We start from the raw sequence: 19,704 nt of genomic DNA, 5'->3' as shown, positions 1-19,704 counted from the left end.
TTGATGGGCGATATTCTCATAGTGGATGACGAGCGTGATATTCGCGAGTTGATTTCCGATATCCTGAAAGACGAAGGCTTTACGACGCGGCTTGCGGGGACATCGGAGGAGGCGATGTCAGAAATGAACAAGGAAGCACCGTCGTTGATGGTGCTCGATATCTGGCTGAAGGACAGCGAGATGGACGGGATTGATATCCTGAAAGCGGTGCGGCGCGACAACCCGGATGTGCCGGTGATCATCATTTCGGGTCATGGAAACATCGAGATTGCCGTCGCGGCGATCAAGCAGGGGGCATACGACTTCATCGAAAAGCCCTTTAATATCGATCAGTTGATGGTGGTCGTAACGCGCGCAATGGAGACATCACGTCTGAGACGTGAAAATACTGACCTGCGCCGCAAGGACGTCACAACCACAGATATGGTCGGCTCAAGTCAGTCTTATCGCACTTTGAAAGCGCAGTTGGACAAGGTCACTAAGTCCAACGGACGAGTGATGCTGACGGGGCCTGCGGGGGCTGGCAAAGAGATTGCAGCGCGGTTCATTCATGCCAATTCCAACCGCGCCGAGGGGCCGTTTGTGACGGTCAATTCGGCTTCGATCGAACCCGACCGGATGGAAGAAGTTCTGTTTGGCCGTGAAGGCACCGGCCGTGGAATTGAGCCCGGTCTTTTGGAGCAAGCGCACGGCGGTATCATCTTCTTTGATGAGATTGCGGATATGCCGCTTGGGACGCAGTCGAAGATCCTGCGAGTCCTGACCGAGCAAAAATTTCAGCGCGTCGGTGGCGGTGACTTGGTGCGGGTTGATTTGCGGGTGATTTCGTCGACAACGCGCAGCCTTGAGGGTGAGGTCGAAAACGGCACGTTCCGTCAAGAGTTGTTCCATCGTCTGAACGTCGTGCCGATTGATGTGCCATCGCTTGCTGAGCGCCGTGAGGATATCCCGGAATTGGCGAATTTCTTCATCGCGAGTTTCAACAAGTCGCAAGGGATGCCACTGCGTGCGCTGTCTGACGATGCGATTGCAATGCTTCAGACGATTTCGTGGCCTGGAAATGTTCGGCAGTTGAAGAATGTTATCGAGCGCGTGCTGATCCTTGGGTCTGACAAGGGCGATATTTCTGCGTCCGAAATTCCCGGAACCAGCAATGAAGTTGAAGAAACCGACGAGAACCGCGTTGTGCTTTCGGGCAGTCTAGCGACCTTGCCTCTGCGGGAAGCGCGCGAGATGTTCGAGCGGGAGTATCTTCTTACGCAGATCAACCGGTTCGGCGGCAACATCAGCCGTACTGCAGGTTTCGTCGGCATGGAGCGTTCGGCGTTACACCGTAAATTGAAGTCCTTGAATGTGGTCACGTCGAACCGCGCAGGGGCTCGGTTTGCGACTGTCGTCGAAGACGCGGAAGAGGACGCGTGATCCATTCAGGCAGCGCGCGCTGAAATGAGCGGTTTCATTGTACAAGGCGATCTCTTGATTGCGGGGCAACACCGTGTCACCAAGATCGCCACAACGTCGGCCGAGGGGCAGATATGAAGGTTATCATCTGCGGAGCGGGTCAGGTTGGCTGGCAAATTGCACGCCATCTGTCTGGTGAGCGCAATGACGTGACGGTCGTCGACTACAATGCTGATCTTGTGCGCCGCGTCACGGATGCACTGGATGTGCAGGGTATTGCCGGACACGCGAGTTATCCGGATATTCTTGAGCGGGCGGGGGCGCGCGATGCGGATATGATCATTGCTGCGACGCACTCTGATGAGGTCAATATGGTGACCTGCCAGGTAGCTCATTCAGTGTTTGATGTGCCGCGCAAAATCGCGCGGCTGCGGGCTCAAAGCTATCTGACAGCGATTTACTCTGATCTGTACCGGCGCGATCACATGCCGATTGATGTGGTTATAAGTCCCGAGCGTGAGGTTGCTGAGGCGGCATTGCGGCGGCTTTCGGCGCCTGCTGCGTTTGACACCGAGTTGTTTCTCGACGGCAAGGCGCAGCTTCTTGGGATTTTGCTGGACGAAGATTGTCCGGTGCTGGACACGCCCTTGCGACAATTGACGGATTTGTTTTCAACGCTGCGGGCGATTGTCGTAGGTGTGCGCCGCAACGGCCGCTTGTTTGCCCCTGAACCCGGCGATCAGCTTTTTGCTCATGACCAGATATACGTAATCAGTCATGTCCAGGACGTGAAGCGGACGTTCGAGATATTTGGCAAGGTCGTGCGCCGGCAGGAACGGATCGTGATCATCGGGGGCGGGAATGTTGGGCTTGCTGTTGCCAGCGCGCTTGAAGGCCGGGCCGAGCGGCTTCGTGTCAAGATCATTGAGCGCGACCGCGACTGCGCGGAACGGGCCGCAGACGCTTTGGAGCGGACGATTGTTCTAAACGGCGACGGTCTAAGCACCGAGCTGTTGGAAGAGGCTGGCGTAGGGCGGGCGGACGCTGTGCTGGCAGTTACGGACGACGATAAGACCAATCTTCTGGCATCGGTGCGTGCCAAGCAAGCTGGGTGCCCTTTGACGATTGCGCTGGTCAACGATCCGACGCTTTTGCCTTTGATGGATCCCTTGCATATTGATGCCTACATCAACCCGCGCGGCACGACCGTATCCTCGATCCTGCGTCACATCCGGCATGGCCGGGTGCGCGGCGTATATTCCATCGGAGACGCTGAAGCCGAAGTGATCGAAGCTCAAATTTTGACGACATCCCCTTTGTCGGGAAAACTAATTCGCGAGATCGACTTTCCCGAAGGTGTATTGGTTGGGGCCGTAATGAAAGGCGAAAAGGTCGTGAAGCCCACCGGAACCACGCGGATCGAAGAAGGCGATGTGATTGTGGTCTTTACGATGGCGTCTGACGTTCCGGAGGTCGAGCGGCTGTTTCAGGTCTCGATCGACTTCTTCTGATGCTTTGGGCAACGCGATTGCCGCTGATCGTCCTGTTGGTTGGCTTGGGCGCTTTGGCGATGTTGGTGCCCGCGGTTCATGCCTATGTGACCCGTGATCTGGTGACGGCGCGGGCATTTTTATATTCCTGCGTCATGTTTTTGTTCCTGTTTACGATGATTGCCTTGGGCACATCGAACTACAATATTCGACGGCAAGGACGCAGCCATCTGATCTCGCTATTCGCACTTTTCGCGGCGTTGCCTGCGATGTTGGCGGTGCCGTTCAGCGAGGTTGTGACGGATACGACTTTTGGCAATGCTTACATCGAAATGGTGTCGAGCTTGACCACGACGGGTTTGACGCTGTTTGAGGCTGATCGCTTGCCGCCAAGTGTCCACCTTTGGCGTGCATTGGTCGGCTGGCTTGGTGGATTTTTCATGTGGGTCGCAGCAATTGCAGTTTTCGCACCACTGAACCTGGCCGGTTTCGAAGTTGTTGCGGCGACTGAATCTAGTCGGGATCAGAAGGGCGGAGTGGTTCGCCTTGATCATATCGGAGGATCCTCGGAGCGTCTGGCGCGGTTTGCCGCGCGCCTTGCGCCGATCTATGGCGGGCTGACGGCCGTTCTTTGGGTGGCTTTGATGCTTGCCGGAGATACGCCGCTCGTGGCGATCTGCCACGCGATGGCGACGCTGTCGACGTCCGGTATTTCACCCATTGAGGGGGGCGTCGCGGGGGCAACTTCGGGATATGGCGGTGAATTTCTGATTTTAATATTTCTGGTGTTCGCCCTGTCGCGCCTGACATTTACCTCGGATGGCAGGCAGGATGGCTGGCCCGCGTTGATCCGGGATCCTGAACTGCGGCTGGGGATTTCACTGATTGCTATTTTGCCCGCACTTTTATTTTTGCGTCATTGGCTGGCGACGATCGAAGACGGCTCGGACGTGACGGTAATTGAAGGGATCGTCGGGATTTGGGGCGCGGTGTTCACCGTGGCGTCATTCCTGACGACCACGGGATTTGAAAGCTCGGCTTGGGGTGAGGCCCGCGCCTGGTCGGGGCTGGACGCGGCTGGACTTGTGCTTATGGGGCTGGCGGTTTTCGGCGGCGGCGTTGCGACGACTGCGGGCGGCGTAAAGCTTCTTCGGGTTTATGCCCTTGTGAAGCACGGCCAACGCGAGATGGATAAGCTGGTCTCACCGTCTTCGGTTGGCGGTTCGGGGCAGGTCGCACGTCGTTTTCGACGGGAGGGCGCCTATGTGGCTTGGGTGTTTTTCATGCTATTCGCGTTGTCGATCGCCACGATATCGACGGCCCTGGCGTTTTTCGGTCTCACGTTTGAAGAAGCTCTTGTGTTGACGATCGCAGGTCTGTCCACAACCGGACCATTGGTCGATGTTGCCGCCGACAAGCCGATTGATCTGATCGCATTAGCCCCTGGCGCCAAGGCCATTATAGCGGCAGCCATGGTGCTTGGCCGCTTGGAGACCCTGGCAATTATCGCCCTGTTGAACCCGGAATTCTGGCGTTAACCCTGCTTAGAATTTAGGCGGTTCGAAATATTCTTTTGGGCTAGCAAGTCTTTTGGATGCGATCCATAGTGGGTTCTCTAACTTGGCGTCTCGATGGCGCTCGAACGTTTGCAAGAAAAAAGGCAATAAATCTCATGGCTTCGGATAGACAGAATTTGCAGGATGCATTTCTGAACCATGTCAGAAAGACCAAGGTTCCGGTTACCATCTTTCTTATCAATGGCGTCAAACTTCAGGGCGTGATTACATGGTTTGATAACTTTTGTGTTTTACTGCGCCGGGATGGTCAGTCCCAGCTTGTATATAAACACGCAATCTCCACGATTATGCCCGCACAGCCAATTAGCCTGTATGACGGCGAAGAATAAGCGTGGGTGAGACAGAAGCGAGGGCGACACGCGCCCTTGTTCTGCACCCCGACATAACGAGCGACAGGAATCGGCGCGACGCGACGTTTGCGCTTAATGAGGCTGTTTCGCTTGCAGTTGCTTTGCCCGGAATTGAGGTTGTCGGCGCGGACTCCATCAGATTGCCGAAACCAACACCTGGAACTTTGTTTGGCTCGGGCAAGGTGGAAGAGCTGGGTCAAAGGATCAAAGCCGATGACATCGGCTTGGTTCTTATCGATGGTCAGCTCACACCGGTGCAGCAACGCAATCTTGAGCGCGAGTGGAAAACCAAGCTTTTGGACCGCACCGGACTGATCCTAGAAATTTTCTCGGATCGTGCCGCAACGCGGGAAGGCGTTTTGCAGGTCGAAATGGCGGCGCTCACGTATCAGCGGACCCGTCTTGTGCGAGCGTGGACTCACCTTGAACGGCAGCGCGGAGGTTTGGGCTTTGTGGGTGGGCCCGGTGAAACTCAGATTGAGGCGGACCGGCGCGCCATTGACGAACAGCTGTCGCGGTTGAAGCGTCAGTTGGAAAAAGTTGTGAAAACGCGCACCTTACACCGTGCGGCGCGCGCGAAAGTGCCGTTTCCCGTGGTGGCGTTGGTTGGCTACACAAACTCTGGGAAATCGACGCTGTTCAATCGTTTGACGGGCGCGGACGTGGTGGCCAAGGACATGTTATTTGCCACTCTTGATCCGACGATGCGGGCGATCAAATTGTCCACCGGGCGAGAAGTGATCTTGTCGGACACGGTTGGCTTCATTTCGGATCTGCCGACACAGTTGGTCGCCGCCTTTCGCGCGACCTTAGAAGAGGTGCTTGAGGCCGATCTGATTTTGCACGTGCGCGATATTTCACATCCCGAGACGGATGATCAATCGGCGAATGTCTTGGGTATTCTGAATGATCTCGGTGTCCAGGAGGCGACCCCTCAGATCGAGATTTGGAACAAGATTGACGTGTTGGACGACGAAGCCCGCGCGGCGCGCGAGGCGGAAGCGTTGCGCAAGGACGACATCCAGGCGATCTCGGCGCTGACTGGAGCGGGTGTTGAGGAGTTTGTTCTGGCCGTCACCGAAAAGCTTGATCTGGATCGTCAGGTCGCGACGGTTGAGATTGATCACGCGGACGGCAAGAAACGTGCCTGGGCCTATGAGCAGGGGATCGTTTTGTCCGAAACTCGTTCGGAAGACGGCGTCGAACTTACCGTGAATTGGACGTCAGTTCAGGCAGCCCGCTTTTCCCGGCTTTGAATGGCTGAACGGCAAACCGCTGCTTCTTGCGCTGTAAGGCAAGGATATGCGGTTTTCTGGGTTAAGCCGGCGTCTAGGGCCGCGCGAATATCGCGGCGATCATCCAGTGACATTGATAAAAGCGCGGTATCGCCGGGAAATAGGGTCTCGCTTTCGCATCCATTCGCACGGATGCATGTATGGGGCGCGCATACCAAGTTGACATAGGTGGTTTCGGTGGCGGAGCCTGGACGGGCGTAGGGCATGTCGCGGGCGGCGACGAAGGCCGCGTCAAACCCGCAGAGCGTTTGCAGTTCGGGGGCTCGGACCGGAATGTGATGTTGGGGAGAAGCGTGCAGATCGTGCAACGGTGTGGACGTGGCAGTGGTGCCCTTGGCGATTGTGACGGGGCACAATTGGGTAAAAGCCCTGATCGATTGGGCATTGAAGGTTTGGCATCCGATAAAAAGGACCGGCTTTGCGGCCCCGTCCTCCGATACGATCAGGTCTCCGACTTTCAGGGTTTCCACTGGGACGCCGCGGTTAGGGGGTAGTTCTGCGTTCCTGAGACGTGGCAGACGAAGAGGTTACCCAAATTGTGTGCGCCATTCGGGAAGTCGTCCATTATGTCGAATGTGTCTTGTGACTTGGTTGCGGCATTCGGGCCATCGGGATCAAAGAAAAAACCTCGCAGGAAGAAAAGCCGCGTTCCGTCAACCAGGGTGAGGATCACGACCTCTTCGCCGCGAATGTCGGTATTATTCGGGGCCAAACCATTGAGTTTATTTGTGGAAGGAAGCGTTCCACCAAAGTCCATCATGAAACTGATCGGCCCGGAATCCAAAGCGCCGTCGCCGTTGGTGTCGAAATAAATCACAGTGTCCGGATCATTGCTGCCATCCAGCGTGAAATCAAGCTTCAGGCCGCCGTCATCGGTGCCATCATTGTTAGTATCGGCGCTGAACGTAAGCAGTGAGGTTGGCTGCTTATTTGTATTGGACGCGTTAAGTGACGCGTTTCCTGCACTGCTGCTGCTATCGCCTCGCGGCCAGAGCAAAAGCGGCATGGTGTGCTCCTTTTGCTTATAGTAATCTTAACGCGTTTTTTTGTCGGGCAAGAAGCAAAAAGACGGCGTTAATTGGCCGGAGTAAGCCGGGTGATGCCGACGGCACCGGCGCGGGCGAGGTCTTGGTTCAGGGTCATCGGAATGTATTCACCGCGCCGCCAAAGCTCGCCTAAATCGTCATAGTGGCGGCTAAGCGGGTGGCCCGATTGCCCGGTGGAAATAATGAAAACTGAGCTGTCGGGGTCGGCGAAATCGTAAACGCCGCGATAACCCGCGCCGTGAATGTTCTGAAACGGATCGGGGCCACTGCCGCGGGTCTGCCCCCGATGAAGCGTTTGATCGCCGCCGCTGGTGGACTGGCGAATGTTTACCAGCCACGCAATCCACCCGACATCCCCAAGCACCGTATGGTTATGGGTCGCCTCGTGGGCATCCCCCCAACGCAGGCTTTCCAAAGCCGGGCCATAGCGTTCTTCGATCCACAAGATTGCATCATCGAGAGCAAGCCGGGAAAGATTTGAGCAGGACTCAATTGGCGCGCTTTGGATGACGTCACACCATGCGGAAGCACCGTCGATATCGCGGTAGACCCGTTCCAAGAAGATCGGTTCGGGGCGCTGGAACTGCTCCGTCAGAGGACCAAGCTCATCGCGGATCAGGCGATCTTGCAAGGCACGCATCCAGGCCGCGTAGATCAGAGGCTCGGGAAGATGCTCGTTCATCTCGCCGTTCCATTCCGCCAAAAGATCAAGGGCGCGGCGCCTTTGGCGTTCGGGTGTGCCGTCGACGGCGGCTTCTCCGGTGAACCACAAATCGCGTGCAACAAGCGGCAGCAGGGTGCGTGCAGTGACCGAAACCGTATCAAGTTGCGCCTCGATAAAGCTTTCGCGGGTGTGGACTTCGCGGGTTTGCATCAGGCGCTGCCATCGTTGAACGCGCTGCGTGTCGCCCCAGTCAAAACTAACATGAAGCGGGAAGGGCCGATCGATGGATTTGTTGTTCGTATTGCCAACAATACCGCCATCGGGCGTGCGAAACTCTGGATTTGCGGCATAAGACATCGTGCCTTGCCAGCGGTTCTCGGCCAGCCAGCCGGGGGCCGGCATACGGCCTTGGGTCTGGTGGCGTGCGGCGCGGCGTGGAAGTTTCCCGATCACTTTCATCGCCGCACTTTCGCGGTCGACGACGGTCAGGTTTTGGGACGTCGCAACGAAGTCTTCGCCTGCGGAAATGGCTGCATCAAGGTCTTGAGCGCGCATTATTTTCAAGAGCGCCTGAATAGAGGTGTCTTCCCCGCTGAGCGCTGTCCATGCCACTGATGCGACGTGACCCGCCGGCGTGATGGCGGCCAATCCGTACTGGCTTCCCTCAAGGATGGGTCCGTTTTGGGACCATCGAAGGGTAAGCCTGATGGGTTCCGCGTCGTTGATGTTGACGATCGACTGGCGTGATTGAAGCGTTTTCCAGCCCTCCGGTGTCAGGACTTGTTCCGGATTGTCGGGGTTCACTTTTTCGATGAAGACGTCCTGGTCGTCTGCGTAAGAATTGGTTAGCCCCCACCCAAGCGCATCTGAGCGCCCGACAACAACCGCCGGGCTTCCCGGAAATGTGCCGCCGATGACGCCTCCGGTTTCCAGCTCCATGCGCGCAAGATACCAGATCGTGGGTGCTGTGAGTTCCATGTGGGGGTCGTTTGCCAGAAGGGTGCTGCCAGCGGCCGAACGCGCGGGAGTTGCGGCCCATGCGTTTGACGCCCCTGCCAATCCTCTGGCTTTCACGGGTGACATTGGGTCGTGTGGCTGATTTTTCAGGTGGGCAAAACTTGGAAGAGGCGCGTCAAAAAGGGAGGCGTATTCGGGCAGAGACGCGAGGGCCTGTCCCGGCGTGTCGGGCAGAATATCTGAAAGCCTCTCATCGGACAGGATACGGGAAATGCGCGCGCGCAACACTTCGCGCTGGACATGGTCGGTCAGCGAGAGAGCCATCAGCTTGCCAATCGCAAGGCTGTCGGCGGGCTGCCATAAGGCGATGCTTGGCTCGAACAGCCAGAATTCCGGGGCACCTCGACCAAGTGCGCCCTCATTGACCTGGCGCAGCCAGGCGTTGACGCCCGATGCATAAGATTGAAGGGCCGCGGTTGTATATGCGTCTTGTGCCGCGACGGACTTCACGGCCAAAGGATAAAGATCAAGCCTGCGCAAAAGCCGATCTGTTCTGACGGTTTTTTGCCCGAACAACTCGCTTAGGCGCCCCTGTGCGGTGCGTCTTAAGAGCAGCATTTGCCACAAGCGATCTTGTGCGTGGGCTAACCCAAGTCCGAAGTAGACGTCTGTGTCTGATTGGCCGAAAATATGCGGCACATTTGCGTTATCGCGCACAATTTCGACTGGCGCACTTATACCGGCGACCCTGAAATTGTGGGTGTAGTCGGGAATTGATCTCGAAAAAAACCAGTACAGCAGAATGGAGGCCGCAAGCGCGAACATGACCAGTCCTGTGGTTATTCGGGTGAGCCAGCGGAAAAGACTGAGCATGAATACCTTGTTGACTGCGGTTGCCTGTCCACTAGGTAAAGCCCGCAGAACAATGGATGACAAGGGAGGATGCTATGGCGAAGTGTGCATTTTTGGGGCTGGGCGTTATGGGCTATCCCATGGCTGGCCATTTGGCGGCCGAGGGCCACGATGTAACGGTTTTTAATCGCACCGCAGCGAAAGCTGAAGACTGGGTGGCGCAGCATGGAGGCGCAAAAGCGCTCACGCCTCGCGCGGCTGCAGATGGCGCCGAGTTTGTCATGTCCTGCGTGGGCAATGATGACGATCTTCGCTCGGTTTGCCTTGGCGACGATGGTGCGTTTTTAGGGATGAAGCCCGGCGCCGTCTTTGTCGACCACACGACGGTGTCTGCCGCTGTGACGCGTGAGTTATATGCGGCTGCCGACGGCATAGCAGTGTCATTCGTCGACGCGCCTATTTCGGGCGGTCAAGCGGGCGCGGAGAACGGTCAGCTTTCGGTCATGTGTGGGGGGGATCAGGGGGCGTTTGATCGCTCGGAACCTATTCTGCAGGCCTATTCTAAGATCTGCCGCCGCATCGGCGAAAGCGGCGCAGGTCAGATGACCAAAATGTGCAACCAGATTGCAATTGCCGGTCTGGTACAGGGGCTGAGCGAAGCGCTTCATTTCGCCGATAAGGCCGGCCTTGACGGGCGCGCGGTTGTAGAGGTGATTTCACAAGGGGCTGCGGGATCCTGGCAAATGGCAAATCGTTACGAGACGATGCTTAATGATCATTTCGAGCATGGGTTTGCGGTCGACTGGATGCGCAAGGATTTGGGGATTTGCCTGCAATCGGCCAACGAGATTGAAGCAAGCCTGCCGGTCACGGCTTTGGTAGATCAGTTCTACAAAGACGTCCAAAAAATGGGCGGCGGTCGCTGGGATACATCGAGCTTGTTTAAACGTCTTCAGGCAATGTGATTTACACAAGAGCGGAGATGGTTGAGGTGTGTCCCTCAACCATCTGATAGTCGGCGCTTTTTATGGTATGATCCGCGAGTATTTGGTGCCCTCGACCGACGCACCTGCCAGCAAGCCTGCCTGTCCGAAGACAACAGCGATAACCGGCGAAAGTGCGGTCGTCGTTTCGGCGGAAATATTCGCACCGCGATCATTCACCGCATATTCTACGTCGGCGCCAGCCGCCCAACCTGATGAGGCGCGGAATTCAGCCAGCGCTTCTTCGGTCATGAAATACAGAACATGTGCGTATTGCTGCGCGCCAATCTGCAGGCCAAAGCTTGCTTGTGTCGCCGAGTAATAATCAACAGAGATGCCGTTCACACGTAGCGCACCACGCCCGTAAGAAGCGCCGAACCCGAAGCCTGCTTCCGTGATCAGCGGCATGACGAGCATGCCCACAGATTTTTGCTGAAGGTCGCGCGTTCCGGGGAAGTTACTGTCAAGATAGTTCAGTGATGAATCAATGCGCGCATCAAGTTTTGCGGCACCCTCGCTGCCAATGCCATTGCCGCAAGCGGCAAGCGCCAGTGTTGTGGCCGCAGCTGCACCCAAGAGGGCGCGACGGGACATACGTTTCATTGGGAAGACCCTCTCATGCTCGATATTTGCCAAATAAAATGACGACCTTATCTGGCCGTTCGACCCAATGTATAGGGGACGCAGGGACGAGAGTCACCCTCTATAGTAGTAGACGGTCCGCCTGGACGCGATTTTTCGCTGGCCTAATGGTCCTTAAAAGCGCGCGCGACGTCCATGGCGAAATACGTCAGAATCCCATCGCAACCTGCTCGTTTGAAGGCCATGAGGCTTTCAAGCATCGTGCGATCGCCATCAAGCCAGCCGTTTTGCGCAGCGGCCTTGATCATCGCGTACTCGCCGGACACCTGGTAGGCGAAAGTTGGCGCGCCGAAGGTGTCTTTTACACGGCGACAAATATCGAGATACGGCATGCCGGGTTTTATCATTACCATGTCGGCGCCTTCGCTCAGATCTCGCTCGACCATGCGCAAGGCTTCGTCAGAATTTCCAGGGTCCATCTGATAGGTTTTTTTGTCACCGACCAGAAGGTCCGAGGCACCGACCGCATCGCGGAACGGGCCATAAAATGCGGAGGCATACTTAGCGGCGTAGCTTAGAATGGACGTGTCCGTGTATCCGTCAGCCTCAAGCGCGCGACGCATTGCGCCAATGCGGCCGTCCATCATGTCAGAGGGGCCGAGAATGTCGGCGCCAGCATCTGCCTGTGCAACGGCCATTTTCACCAGCGCCTCGACGCTTTCGTCGTTCAGGATGATCCCGTCGCGTACGAGACCGTCGTGTCCGTTGATATTGTAGGGATCAAGGGCGACGTCTGTCATGACCGCGACCTCGGGGACTGCGGCCTTGATCGCGCGAGTGGCACGGTTCGAAAGGTTGTCGGGATTCCAGGCTTCGTCGCAAGTCTCGTTTTTGAACTCGGTCTCGATGTAGGGAAAAAGACATATCGCGGGAATGCCAAGGGACGCCGCCTGTTCAGCCGAGCGGACGACGCGGTCGATCGTTTGACGAGCAACGCCGGGCATGGATGGCACCGGTGTTTCGTCGTCTTCCCCTTCGCGCACGAACACCGGCCAGATCAGATCATCAACGGTAAGCGTTGATTGGCGCACCAGTCTGCGAAGGGCATCAGAGGATTTGGTCCGGCGAAACCGTGTTGCGGGATGTGAAGCAATGGTCATGAGTGCGGTCTTTCGTGCACGGTTTTGGTTCCTTTTGCGGTAGCGAGCGGTTGAACACTGGTCAACCCTCGTAGCATTTCCTAGTGTCCGGCAAAACAAGAGCTCCGAGGCAGAATGTGAACTGGTACGACACTGTTTTTGAAGTCATCGATACGCGGTCCTTCTCCAATCTATGGTATTGGATTGCGTTGGCGGTTTTGTGGTCTTCCGTCAGCCATTGGGTTCTTGGTGTTCCTTTTGATATGATCATACGTGCGCGGCGCGAAGATGAAGGCGAGGCGATGACGGATTTGCAGGACCTGGTGCGGATCAACGTAAACCGAATTCTTTATGTGGCCGAAGTGTCGGGAACATGGGCCATTTTATTTGGGTCTGCGGCCGTTACGGCGCTTGGATTGATGGCGGTGTTTTACAACGTTGAGATCGCTCAGGCGGTGTTGTTGTTGGCGGGCCCACTTGCCCTATTGGGCGCGCTGTCGCATCGAACATCGCGCATAATTCGCACTAGCGGGGTACAGGGCAGTGCTTTGATACAGCAATTGATGCGCCATCGGTTCGCGACACAGATGATTGGCGTTGTGGCAATCTTCATTACTGCAATGTTCGGAATGTACCAAAACTTGCACGTCGGAACGTTAAGTTTCTAGGGGTCGCTGGTTGACAGCACGGCCTCACAGGGTACGTCCCATTAATATGTTTGACCCCCGTCATATCACTGTTAGCGGCGCGCCTGAGGGTTTTGATGCAACGCTAATCCTTACAGAGCTTGAGAAGGCTTCTGGCGGTGTGGTGTGCCATGTTGCACGCGACGACAAACGGCTTGTTGCCATGCGCGAAGCGCTGGCATTTTTTGCGCCAGACGTTCCGATCTTCATGTTCCCCGGATGGGATTGTTTGCCGTATGACCGGGTGTCGCCGAACGCCGATATCTCGGCGATGCGGATGGCGACCTTGGCCGCGCTTGTTCACGATATGCCCAAGCGCTTTGTGCTTCTGACGACGCTAAATGCCGCGACCCAACGTGTCCCGGCCCGCTCGATTTTGAAGGAGGCCGCGTTTAGCGCAACCGTCGGCAACCGGATCAATGAAGCATCGCTGAGGGAGTTTTTGGTTCGGATGGGGTTTGTTCAGGCGCCGACGGTCACAGAACCCGGCGACTATGCCATTCGTGGTGGGATCATCGACATCTTCCCGCCCGGTGATGGAGGGCCTGTCCGTCTTGATTTCTTCGGCGATGTGTTGGACGGAGCGCGTCGGTTTGATCCGGGCACGCAGCGCACGACTGAAAAGCTCGATTTTGTGGAGCTTGCTCCGGTCAGCGAGATCATCCTCGACGAGGCGGCGATCACGCGGTTCCGGCAGAACTATCGCTTGGAGTTCGGCGCAGCAGGGACGGACGATCCACTTTACGAGGCGGTGAGTGCCGGGCGAAAGCACGCAGGCGTCGAACATTGGTTGCCATTTTTTCACGAGCGCCTCGAGACACTGTTTGACTACATACCCGACGCAACAATCGCTTTGGACGATCAATCCACACCGATGCGTCTGGCGCGGTGGGATGCCATTGACGATCAATACGACACCCGCCGCGAGGCGATGACCGCAAAAGGGCGGATCGACAGCGTCTATAAGCCAGCGCCTCCGGGTGGATTGTATCTGGACGATGCTGCGTGGACTGATGCTGTTAAAACGCACCGGCTTTTGCAGTTTTCAGTCTTACCGCAGCCAACTGGTCCGGGTGTTACGGATGCGGCCGGCCGGATTGGCCGTGATTTTGCGCCCGAGCGGCAACAGGAATCAGTAAGCCTTTTCTCGGCTTTGGCAGCACATATTCAGGAGAAACGGAAAACCGCTCAGGTCGTGATTGCATCCTATTCTGACGGCGCGCGCGAGCGTCTTCAGGGTCTGATGGAAGATCAGGACATCACGGGGTCCGTTCTAATCAAGGACTGGCGCGATGTGCCAGAGGGCAACGGCGGTGTATTCCTTGTGGTTTGGGCGCTTGACCATGGCTTCGAGCAGCGTGACAGGCTTTGTGTTGTCTCCGAGCAGGACGTTTTGGGCGATCGACTTGTGCGAGCCCCGAAGAAAAAGCGTCGCGCCGAGAACTTCCTGACCGAGCATCAGACGCTTAGCCCCGGCGACCTGATCGTGCATGTCGATCACGGTGTCGGCCGCTACATGGGGCTTGAGGTGGTCAACGCACTGGGCGCCCGGCACGAGTGTATTCACCTAGAGTACGCCGGTGGTGATCGCCTTTTCCTGCCTGTTGAAAACATTGAACTTCTAAGCCGCTATGGAAATGACGAGGGTTTTCTCGATAAACTTGGCGGTGGCGCGTGGCAGGCGAAAAAAGCCAAACTGAAAGAGCGTATTCGCGAAGTTGCAGACAAATTGATACGCGTGGCGGCCGAGCGTTTGTTGCGCAAAGCGCCTGTGCTGGTGCCCCCCGATGGCATTTGGGACGCGTTTTCGGCACGGTTCCCTTATCAGGAGACGGATGATCAGCTGAAAGCCATTCACGACGCGATGGATGATCTTGCGAGCGGCAGGCCGATGGATCGGCTGATCTGTGGAGACGTTGGATTTGGCAAAACGGAAGTTGCGATGCGTGCGGCTTTTGCGGCCGCAATGTCAGGTGTTCAGGTTGCGATCATCGCCCCCACAACCTTGCTTGCACGCCAGCACGCCAAGGGCTTTAAAGAGCGGTTCCGTGGTTTTCCAATTGAAGTGCGCCAGTTGTCGCGCTTCGTGCCGATCAAGCGCGCCAATGAGACGCGCGACGGCCTGTCGCGTGGAACGGTTGATATCGTTATTGGCACGCATGCTGTTCTGGCGAAAAGTATTCGATTCCAAAACCTTGGGTTGCTCATTATTGATGAGGAGCAGCATTTCGGTGTCAGCCATAAAGAGAGGTTGAAGCAAATGCGCTCGGATATTCATGTGTTGACCCTTACAGCCACTCCGATCCCCCGGACGCTTCAGCTTTCGCTGGCCGGAGTGCGAGATTTGTCGATTATCGGGACGCCGCCGGTCGACCGGCTTGCGATCCGCACCTATGTGAGTGAATTCGATACAATCACTATTCGCGAGGCTTTGCTGCGCGAGCATTATCGTGGGGGGCAGTCGTTCTTTGTGGTGCCGCGGATTTCTGACCTGCCTGAGATAGAGGATTGGTTGAAGACCCAAGTCCCCGAGGTGTCTTATGTCGTGGCGCACGGACAGATGGCCGCGGGCCAGCTGGATGACCGAATGAACGCTTTTTACGACGGCAAGTACGACGTTCTTTTGGCCACGACGATCGTGGAATCTGGCCTGGATATTCCGACAGCGAACACGATGATCGTGCATCGCGCGGATATGTTCGGACTGGCACAACTTTATCAAATCCGTGGCCGTGTTGGCCGCTCGAAGACGCGGGCCTATGCCTATCTGACAACGAAGACACGCCAGCGACTGACGGTTCAGGCCGAGAAGCGGTTGCGAGTTCTGGGCTCGCTGGACAGCCTGGGAGCAGGGTTCACGCTTGCCAGTCAGGATCTGGATATTCGCGGGGCAGGCAACCTTCTGGGCGAGGAGCAATCGGGACACGTGCGTGAGGTGGGTTACGAGCTTTACCAGTCCATGCTGGAAGAGGCGATTGCCAAGATCAAAGCCGGTAAATTGGAAGGCCTGAGCGACACAGACGACCAATGGGCGCCGCAGATCAATCTGGGCGTGCCAGTTCTGATCCCCGAAGCCTATGTGCCGGATTTGGATGTGCGACTTGGGCTTTACCGACGCCTTTCGGGCCTTCAGACAAAGGTTGAATTGGAAGGCTTTGCCGCTGAACTTATTGATCGATTTGGGAAATTGCCGAAAGAGGTCAACACCTTGCTGCTGGTCGTGCGGATCAAGGCAGAGTGTAAAAAGGCAGGAATTGCGCGTTTGGATACGGGGCCGAAGGGGGCCACGATCCAGTTCCATCGTGACAAGTTTGCGGATCCTGCGGGGTTGGTGGATTTCATCAAGGATCAGCGCGGACAGGCGAAAGTCAAAGACAACAAGATCATCGTGCGCCGGGATTGGGCAAAATCAGGCGACAAGATCAAAGGCGCGTTTTCCATCGCGCAAGACCTTGCCGCAAAATTGCGGGCGGCCAAGGCAAAGTAGCGCGATGCCGCCGTGTCGGGGTTCGTCCGAAAGCTTGGTATTGTTGATGCGGCTGACTAAATAAGAACCTGAATGGCAAGCGACCAAGCCAACACCATCTGCATTCCGATCCGAACAACGATGGTCGCATTCAGCATGCTTGCAGTGGCGGAGATGGCGGCACACAGACCGAATCAAGGTGGAAAGTTTGCGTCTTGATCGAAGTTTTGATCGAAAATCTGTTGCGTGGACTTCAAAGCATTAAAGAGCATCGCGTAGATGAGGGTTTGCGCCCCAATCGCGAGGACAACCTCACGGTTTGCGAAAACCTCTTTGATACCGCACCAGATTTCCTTCGCGCGAAACGGACGCCGGGCTTTGGGTAGCAGTGTTTCTGGTTGCCGCAAGATAAGCCAGAAAATCGAGATGAGTGAAAAGATCACAAAAGTGAGGTAAATAGTTCTCCACCCGAAGGCCCAGGAGATCGCAGCGCCCATGGTTGGTGTGATTACGGGGACCAAGGAAAATACAATCATCAGGAAGCAGACGACCTCTGCCATTTGCCGGCCTGAAAACAGGTCGCGGGTGATGGCAAGTGCAACCACGCGGGGGCCTGCGGCTCCGACACCTTGCAAGGTCCGGGCGACCAGAATCGTTTCAAGGCGCGGGGCACGCGCGCTGAGGAGAGCGCCCAGAATAAAGAGAACGGAGCTCCCGATCGCAATTTTGTGGCGTCCGAACGTGTCACTGAGTGGACCTGCGAAGAGAGTTCCACACCCCATTCCCACCACGAATGTCGCGATGCCCAGTTGTACTTGATTGGGCGAGCCTTGCGAAAGCGAGGCGGCAATTTCCCGTGGGACCTGCAGCATGGCGTCGATGGAGAACGCAACAGTTGCTGCAAGCATTGCCGAAAGGGCCGCCAATTCGCAGCGCGAGATTGGTGTTGTCGCTGTTTTTGCTAAATTTTACTCGGCGGAATTCACTTGTTCGGTCAGCTCGTCAATGACCTGTAGCCAAAGCTCCGATTGTTGCGAGCCGGGCAAAACGTGCTGATTGGCGATCACAAACGTCGGGACACCGGTCACCCCACGCGCGCGCGCATGGGCATCTCGGGTGCGCACGTCTTCAAGGTCAGCTTCGGAGGAGAGAAGGCGTTCGGTCAGGGCCTTGTCGAGCCCGATGCCGTCCGCGATTTCAACGAGTATGCCGTGGTCTCCGATGTCTTGACCCTCTTCAAAGTAGGCCTTGAACAAGCGCGAGACAGCGGCGGTTTGACGCCCTTCAAGTCCTGCCCAATGGATCAATCTATGAGCATCAATCGTGTTGGGCGTGCGTTTTATCCCACTGAAATTAATCTTCAGGCCCGCGGCAATGGCGGCGTCTTCTATCTGGCCATAGACCTGCACGGCTTGGGCGCGACCGCCGAATTTTGTCTCAAGGTATTCGCGCCGATCCATGCCGCCTTCTGGCATATCAGGGTTCAGCTGGAATGGATGCCATTCGATCGAAAAGCGATGATCTGGCCGGGCAGAAAGCGCGCGGTCAAGATGGGCTTTACCGATGTAACACCAGGGGCAAATCGGATCGGAAAGGATGTCGAGCTTTATCATAACGCGCAGTCTTTCGCAGCCTCGTGCGTTGCGTGCAAGCTTTTTTGCGGGTGGGAGTTGCGATTCCAAGGTGTGCCTGAGGGCGCTATATTTGGTGCGTGTTGAACAACGATATCCCTGTTATTCTAGCGCTTGCACGTAGTTCAGGCACTGATCCAAGTGCAGATTCCATGCCCTTGGATCTTGGGCAGGGTCTGCGCGATTTGCACACTTCACGCGGTTGGGCACTTGAGCAGGCGGCAAGGCAGGCGGGCGTTGCGCGTTCGGCGTTGTCGAAGATTTAAGACAGCCAGATATCTGCGATCTATGATGTCCAGAAGAAACTAGCGGTGGGATTTGAGGTTTCGATACCCCAGCTTTTCACACCGCCCGAGCGTGATCAGGTTATGGGACGCATCGCGGTCACCAAGTCGGGCGAGCGGCAGGGACACGCGACCGTCAGCTATAAACACGAAATGCTGGCAGGAGCGCTGACCAAAAAGGCGAGGCTTCCGTATCGTGCGCGTCTCCATGCCCGTTTAATGGAGGAATTTGATGGCTGGGTGCGCCACGACCGTGTGGAGTTCCTTTTTGTGCTAACCGGAACAATCCGGCTTTATACCGAATTTGATGAACCAACCGAGATGCGACGTGGCGACAGCGCTTATTACAACGCGGCGATGGGACATAACGTGGTTTCGACCAGCCAGAAGGACGCCATGATGTTGTGGGTCACCGCGATCGGAAACGCAGGTTAAGCGACCTTAGAGTGGGGTTCGTTCGACATGGTGAAATCAAAGAATGCCTCGATAGCTTCGCTTGTCTCGTCCAGGGTCAATTCGTGAATTTGCGCAAGATAGCGCTTTAGGGCCGTTGTTTGCGCCGAAAGCGCAGGAACAATCTGCGGGTCTGCGTTGGGAAGGACCATTGAACGGTTTTCCAGATCGTCTGTGGATGATGTGTGATGTGCTGTGGTTGGCATGTGGCCTCCTGTTTCGTTGTTCGTCGAGCCTAGGGGGCAAAACCCTAGGACTAACTAACGCGGCTTACGGGAGGGATTTCTGGGCCGTTACAAGGGACTGTGTGGCCAGCCACGCGGCTATAGCCAGTGCTGCGGCAGATGCAAGACAGGCCGGCAACCATCCAATCTGATAGCTGGCCCCTGACATAACTGTCCCCAGAAGTCGTCCAGAGGCATTGGCCATTTAGTAAAAGCCTATATCCAACGTGACGCGCTTGTCGCTGGTGAAGGCAAGGATCAGATAAGAATGCACTGCAGAATTCAAAGCAAACACAAAGCCGAAGACAAGAAGCCCCACAACGATGATGGCAACGAGACCCGTTGGATCAAACCATGGCGCAAGGGCGAGGGTAGCGGGGATCAAGGATAGCAAGCCGATCCAAAGCGACGCCGTTGCTACTGTTGCTTCGAGAGTCTGCGTCCGTTGTTTAAGGAGCTTCGGCGCAAGCGCCTGGATCACTCCGTAAGCGATGATCCAAAGCGCCATGAAGCTGCCGATGAGGAAGAATGCCTGACGGCTTCTGTCGTCTGTGCCGTCCGACAGCACGGAATAGAAGAAGATCGGGATGCCGACGACGAACCATTTATCGCGTGCGCCGTAGA

Annotated in this window: 16 protein-coding genes and 2 pseudogenes; 9 read left to right on the top strand and 9 right to left on the bottom strand. The window is 56.4% G+C overall.

The annotated features are described in order from the left end of the window. Window positions 1-3 precede the first annotated feature (3 nt). The 5 genes from Q1B15_RS11415 to hflX all read left to right on the top strand — a co-directional run bounded on the left by Q1B15_RS11415 (window position 4) and on the right by hflX (window position 6,074). Complete coding sequence (locus Q1B15_RS11415) at window positions 4-1,422, top strand: sigma-54 dependent transcriptional regulator (protein ID WP_299753861.1); 1,419 nt, start codon at window positions 4-6, stop codon at window positions 1,420-1,422. Window positions 1,423-1,535: 113 nt separating this feature from the next. Next, window positions 1,536-2,912 (top strand): Trk system potassium transporter TrkA, encoded by a 1,377-nt coding sequence (gene trkA, locus Q1B15_RS11410; protein ID WP_299753860.1) that lies wholly within the window; start codon window positions 1,536-1,538, stop codon window positions 2,910-2,912. Between the two features lie 17 nt (window positions 2,913-2,929). After that, window positions 2,930-4,429, top strand: a complete 1,500-nt coding sequence (locus Q1B15_RS11405; protein WP_366141712.1) for a potassium transporter TrkG — start codon at window positions 2,930-2,932, stop codon at window positions 4,427-4,429. 134 nt (window positions 4,430-4,563) lie between these two features. Continuing rightward, entirely contained in the window at window positions 4,564-4,797 is a 234-nt protein-coding gene (gene hfq, locus Q1B15_RS11400) for an RNA chaperone Hfq (RefSeq protein WP_299753858.1), read from the top strand. A 2-nt stretch (window positions 4,798-4,799) separates the two neighbouring features. Further along, entirely contained in the window at window positions 4,800-6,074 is a 1,275-nt protein-coding gene (gene hflX, locus Q1B15_RS11395) for a GTPase HflX (RefSeq protein ID WP_299753857.1), read from the top strand. Here hflX and Q1B15_RS11390 read toward each other — a convergent pair. The 3 genes from Q1B15_RS11390 to Q1B15_RS11380 form a co-directional block, all read right to left on the bottom strand. Further along, a complete protein-coding gene (locus Q1B15_RS11390) occupies window positions 6,047-6,583 on the bottom strand; it encodes a Hint domain-containing protein (protein WP_299753856.1) in 537 nt (178 codons plus the stop codon). The genes hflX and Q1B15_RS11390 overlap by 28 nt on opposite strands. After that, window positions 6,571-7,119 carry a hypothetical protein gene (locus tag Q1B15_RS11385; RefSeq protein ID WP_299753855.1) on the bottom strand — a complete coding sequence of 183 codons (549 nt, stop codon included), beginning with the start codon at window positions 7,117-7,119 and terminating at the stop codon, window positions 6,571-6,573. Before Q1B15_RS11385 ends, Q1B15_RS11390 begins: the two co-directional genes overlap by 13 nt. A 68-nt stretch (window positions 7,120-7,187) precedes the next feature. Further along, window positions 7,188-9,653, bottom strand: coding sequence for a penicillin acylase family protein (locus Q1B15_RS11380; RefSeq protein ID WP_299753854.1), 2,466 nt, complete (start codon window positions 9,651-9,653; stop codon window positions 7,188-7,190). Window positions 9,654-9,727: 74 nt separating this feature from the next. Here Q1B15_RS11380 and Q1B15_RS11375 point away from each other — a divergent pair, with 74 nt between their 5' ends. After that, window positions 9,728-10,597 carry an NAD(P)-dependent oxidoreductase gene (locus tag Q1B15_RS11375; protein ID WP_299753853.1) on the top strand — a complete coding sequence of 290 codons (870 nt, stop codon included), beginning with the start codon at window positions 9,728-9,730 and terminating at the stop codon, window positions 10,595-10,597. A gap of 60 nt (window positions 10,598-10,657) precedes the next feature. Here Q1B15_RS11375 and Q1B15_RS11370 read toward each other — a convergent pair whose 3' ends face one another. Next, on the bottom strand, window positions 10,658-11,218 hold the full coding sequence (locus tag Q1B15_RS11370; RefSeq protein ID WP_299753852.1) for a YSC84-related protein: 561 nt from the start codon (window positions 11,216-11,218) through the stop codon (window positions 10,658-10,660). Between the two features lie 143 nt (window positions 11,219-11,361). Then, on the bottom strand, window positions 11,362-12,357 hold the full coding sequence (hemB, locus tag Q1B15_RS11365) for a porphobilinogen synthase (RefSeq protein ID WP_299753851.1): 996 nt from the start codon (window positions 12,355-12,357) through the stop codon (window positions 11,362-11,364). Window positions 12,358-12,473: 116 nt separating this feature from the next. On the opposite strand from hemB, the gene Q1B15_RS11360 reads away from it, so the two are divergent. Then, the gene (locus Q1B15_RS11360; protein WP_299753850.1) at window positions 12,474-13,004 is read left to right on the top strand and encodes a component of SufBCD complex; all 531 of its coding nucleotides are present in this window, start codon (window positions 12,474-12,476) and stop codon (window positions 13,002-13,004) included. Between the two features lie 46 nt (window positions 13,005-13,050). After that, window positions 13,051-16,509 carry a transcription-repair coupling factor gene (gene mfd / locus Q1B15_RS11355; protein ID WP_299753849.1) on the top strand — a complete coding sequence of 1,153 codons (3,459 nt, stop codon included), beginning with the start codon at window positions 13,051-13,053 and terminating at the stop codon, window positions 16,507-16,509. A 173-nt stretch (window positions 16,510-16,682) separates the two neighbouring features. On the opposite strand, the gene Q1B15_RS11350 is transcribed toward mfd, so the two are convergent. Both Q1B15_RS11350 and Q1B15_RS11345 read right to left on the bottom strand, forming a co-directional pair. Continuing rightward, window positions 16,683-17,414 carry an MFS transporter gene (locus Q1B15_RS11350; protein WP_299753848.1) on the bottom strand — a complete coding sequence of 244 codons (732 nt, stop codon included), beginning with the start codon at window positions 17,412-17,414 and terminating at the stop codon, window positions 16,683-16,685. 42 nt (window positions 17,415-17,456) lie between these two features. Continuing rightward, window positions 17,457-18,101: a DsbA family oxidoreductase gene (locus Q1B15_RS11345; protein ID WP_299753847.1), complete on the bottom strand. Its 645-nt coding sequence runs from the start codon at window positions 18,099-18,101 to the stop codon at window positions 17,457-17,459. A gap of 98 nt (window positions 18,102-18,199) precedes the next feature. Here Q1B15_RS11345 and Q1B15_RS11340 point away from each other — a divergent pair. Further along, window positions 18,200-18,838, top strand: a pseudogene (locus Q1B15_RS11340) (cupin domain-containing protein). On the opposite strand, the gene Q1B15_RS11335 reads toward Q1B15_RS11340, so the two are convergent. Continuing rightward, window positions 18,835-19,062, bottom strand: coding sequence for a hypothetical protein (locus tag Q1B15_RS11335; RefSeq protein WP_299753846.1), 228 nt, complete (start codon window positions 19,060-19,062; stop codon window positions 18,835-18,837). The pseudogene Q1B15_RS11340 and the gene Q1B15_RS11335 sit on opposite strands and share 4 nt — an antisense overlap. Before the next feature lie 223 nt (window positions 19,063-19,285). Continuing rightward, window positions 19,286-19,704, bottom strand: a pseudogene (locus Q1B15_RS11330) (MFS transporter); the annotation flags it as partial.

It is taken from the genome of uncultured Boseongicola sp. (assembly GCF_937988555.1).
In the GTDB taxonomy this organism is placed as follows: Bacteria; Pseudomonadota; Alphaproteobacteria; order Rhodobacterales; family Rhodobacteraceae; genus Boseongicola.
The sequence above is the reverse complement of the archived record's forward strand: the minus strand, read 5'-3'. Positions and strand labels throughout refer to the sequence as shown.

Excerpts from the sequence above, each read along its gene's own strand:
- Q1B15_RS11415 (WP_299753861.1), top strand. The coding sequence starts at position 4 with ATGGGCGATATTCTCATAGTGGATGACGAGCGTGATATTCGCGAGTTG.
- trkA (WP_299753860.1), top strand. The coding sequence starts at position 1,536 with ATGAAGGTTATCATCTGCGGAGCGGGTCAGGTTGGCTGGCAAATTGCA.
- hfq (WP_299753858.1), top strand. The coding sequence starts at position 4,564 with ATGGCTTCGGATAGACAGAATTTGCAGGATGCATTTCTGAACCATGTC.
- Q1B15_RS11385 (WP_299753855.1), bottom strand. The coding sequence starts at position 7,119 with ATGCCGCTTTTGCTCTGGCCGCGAGGCGATAGCAGCAGCAGTGCAGGA.
- Q1B15_RS11380 (WP_299753854.1), bottom strand. The coding sequence starts at position 9,653 with ATGCTCAGTCTTTTCCGCTGGCTCACCCGAATAACCACAGGACTGGTC.
- Q1B15_RS11375 (WP_299753853.1), top strand. The coding sequence starts at position 9,728 with ATGGCGAAGTGTGCATTTTTGGGGCTGGGCGTTATGGGCTATCCCATG.
- Q1B15_RS11370 (WP_299753852.1), bottom strand. The coding sequence starts at position 11,218 with ATGAAACGTATGTCCCGTCGCGCCCTCTTGGGTGCAGCTGCGGCCACA.
- hemB (WP_299753851.1), bottom strand. The coding sequence starts at position 12,357 with ATGACCATTGCTTCACATCCCGCAACACGGTTTCGCCGGACCAAATCC.
- mfd (WP_299753849.1), top strand. The coding sequence starts at position 13,051 with ATGTTTGACCCCCGTCATATCACTGTTAGCGGCGCGCCTGAGGGTTTT.
- Q1B15_RS11345 (WP_299753847.1), bottom strand. The coding sequence starts at position 18,101 with ATGATAAAGCTCGACATCCTTTCCGATCCGATTTGCCCCTGGTGTTAC.
- Q1B15_RS11335 (WP_299753846.1), bottom strand. The coding sequence starts at position 19,062 with ATGCCAACCACAGCACATCACACATCATCCACAGACGATCTGGAAAAC.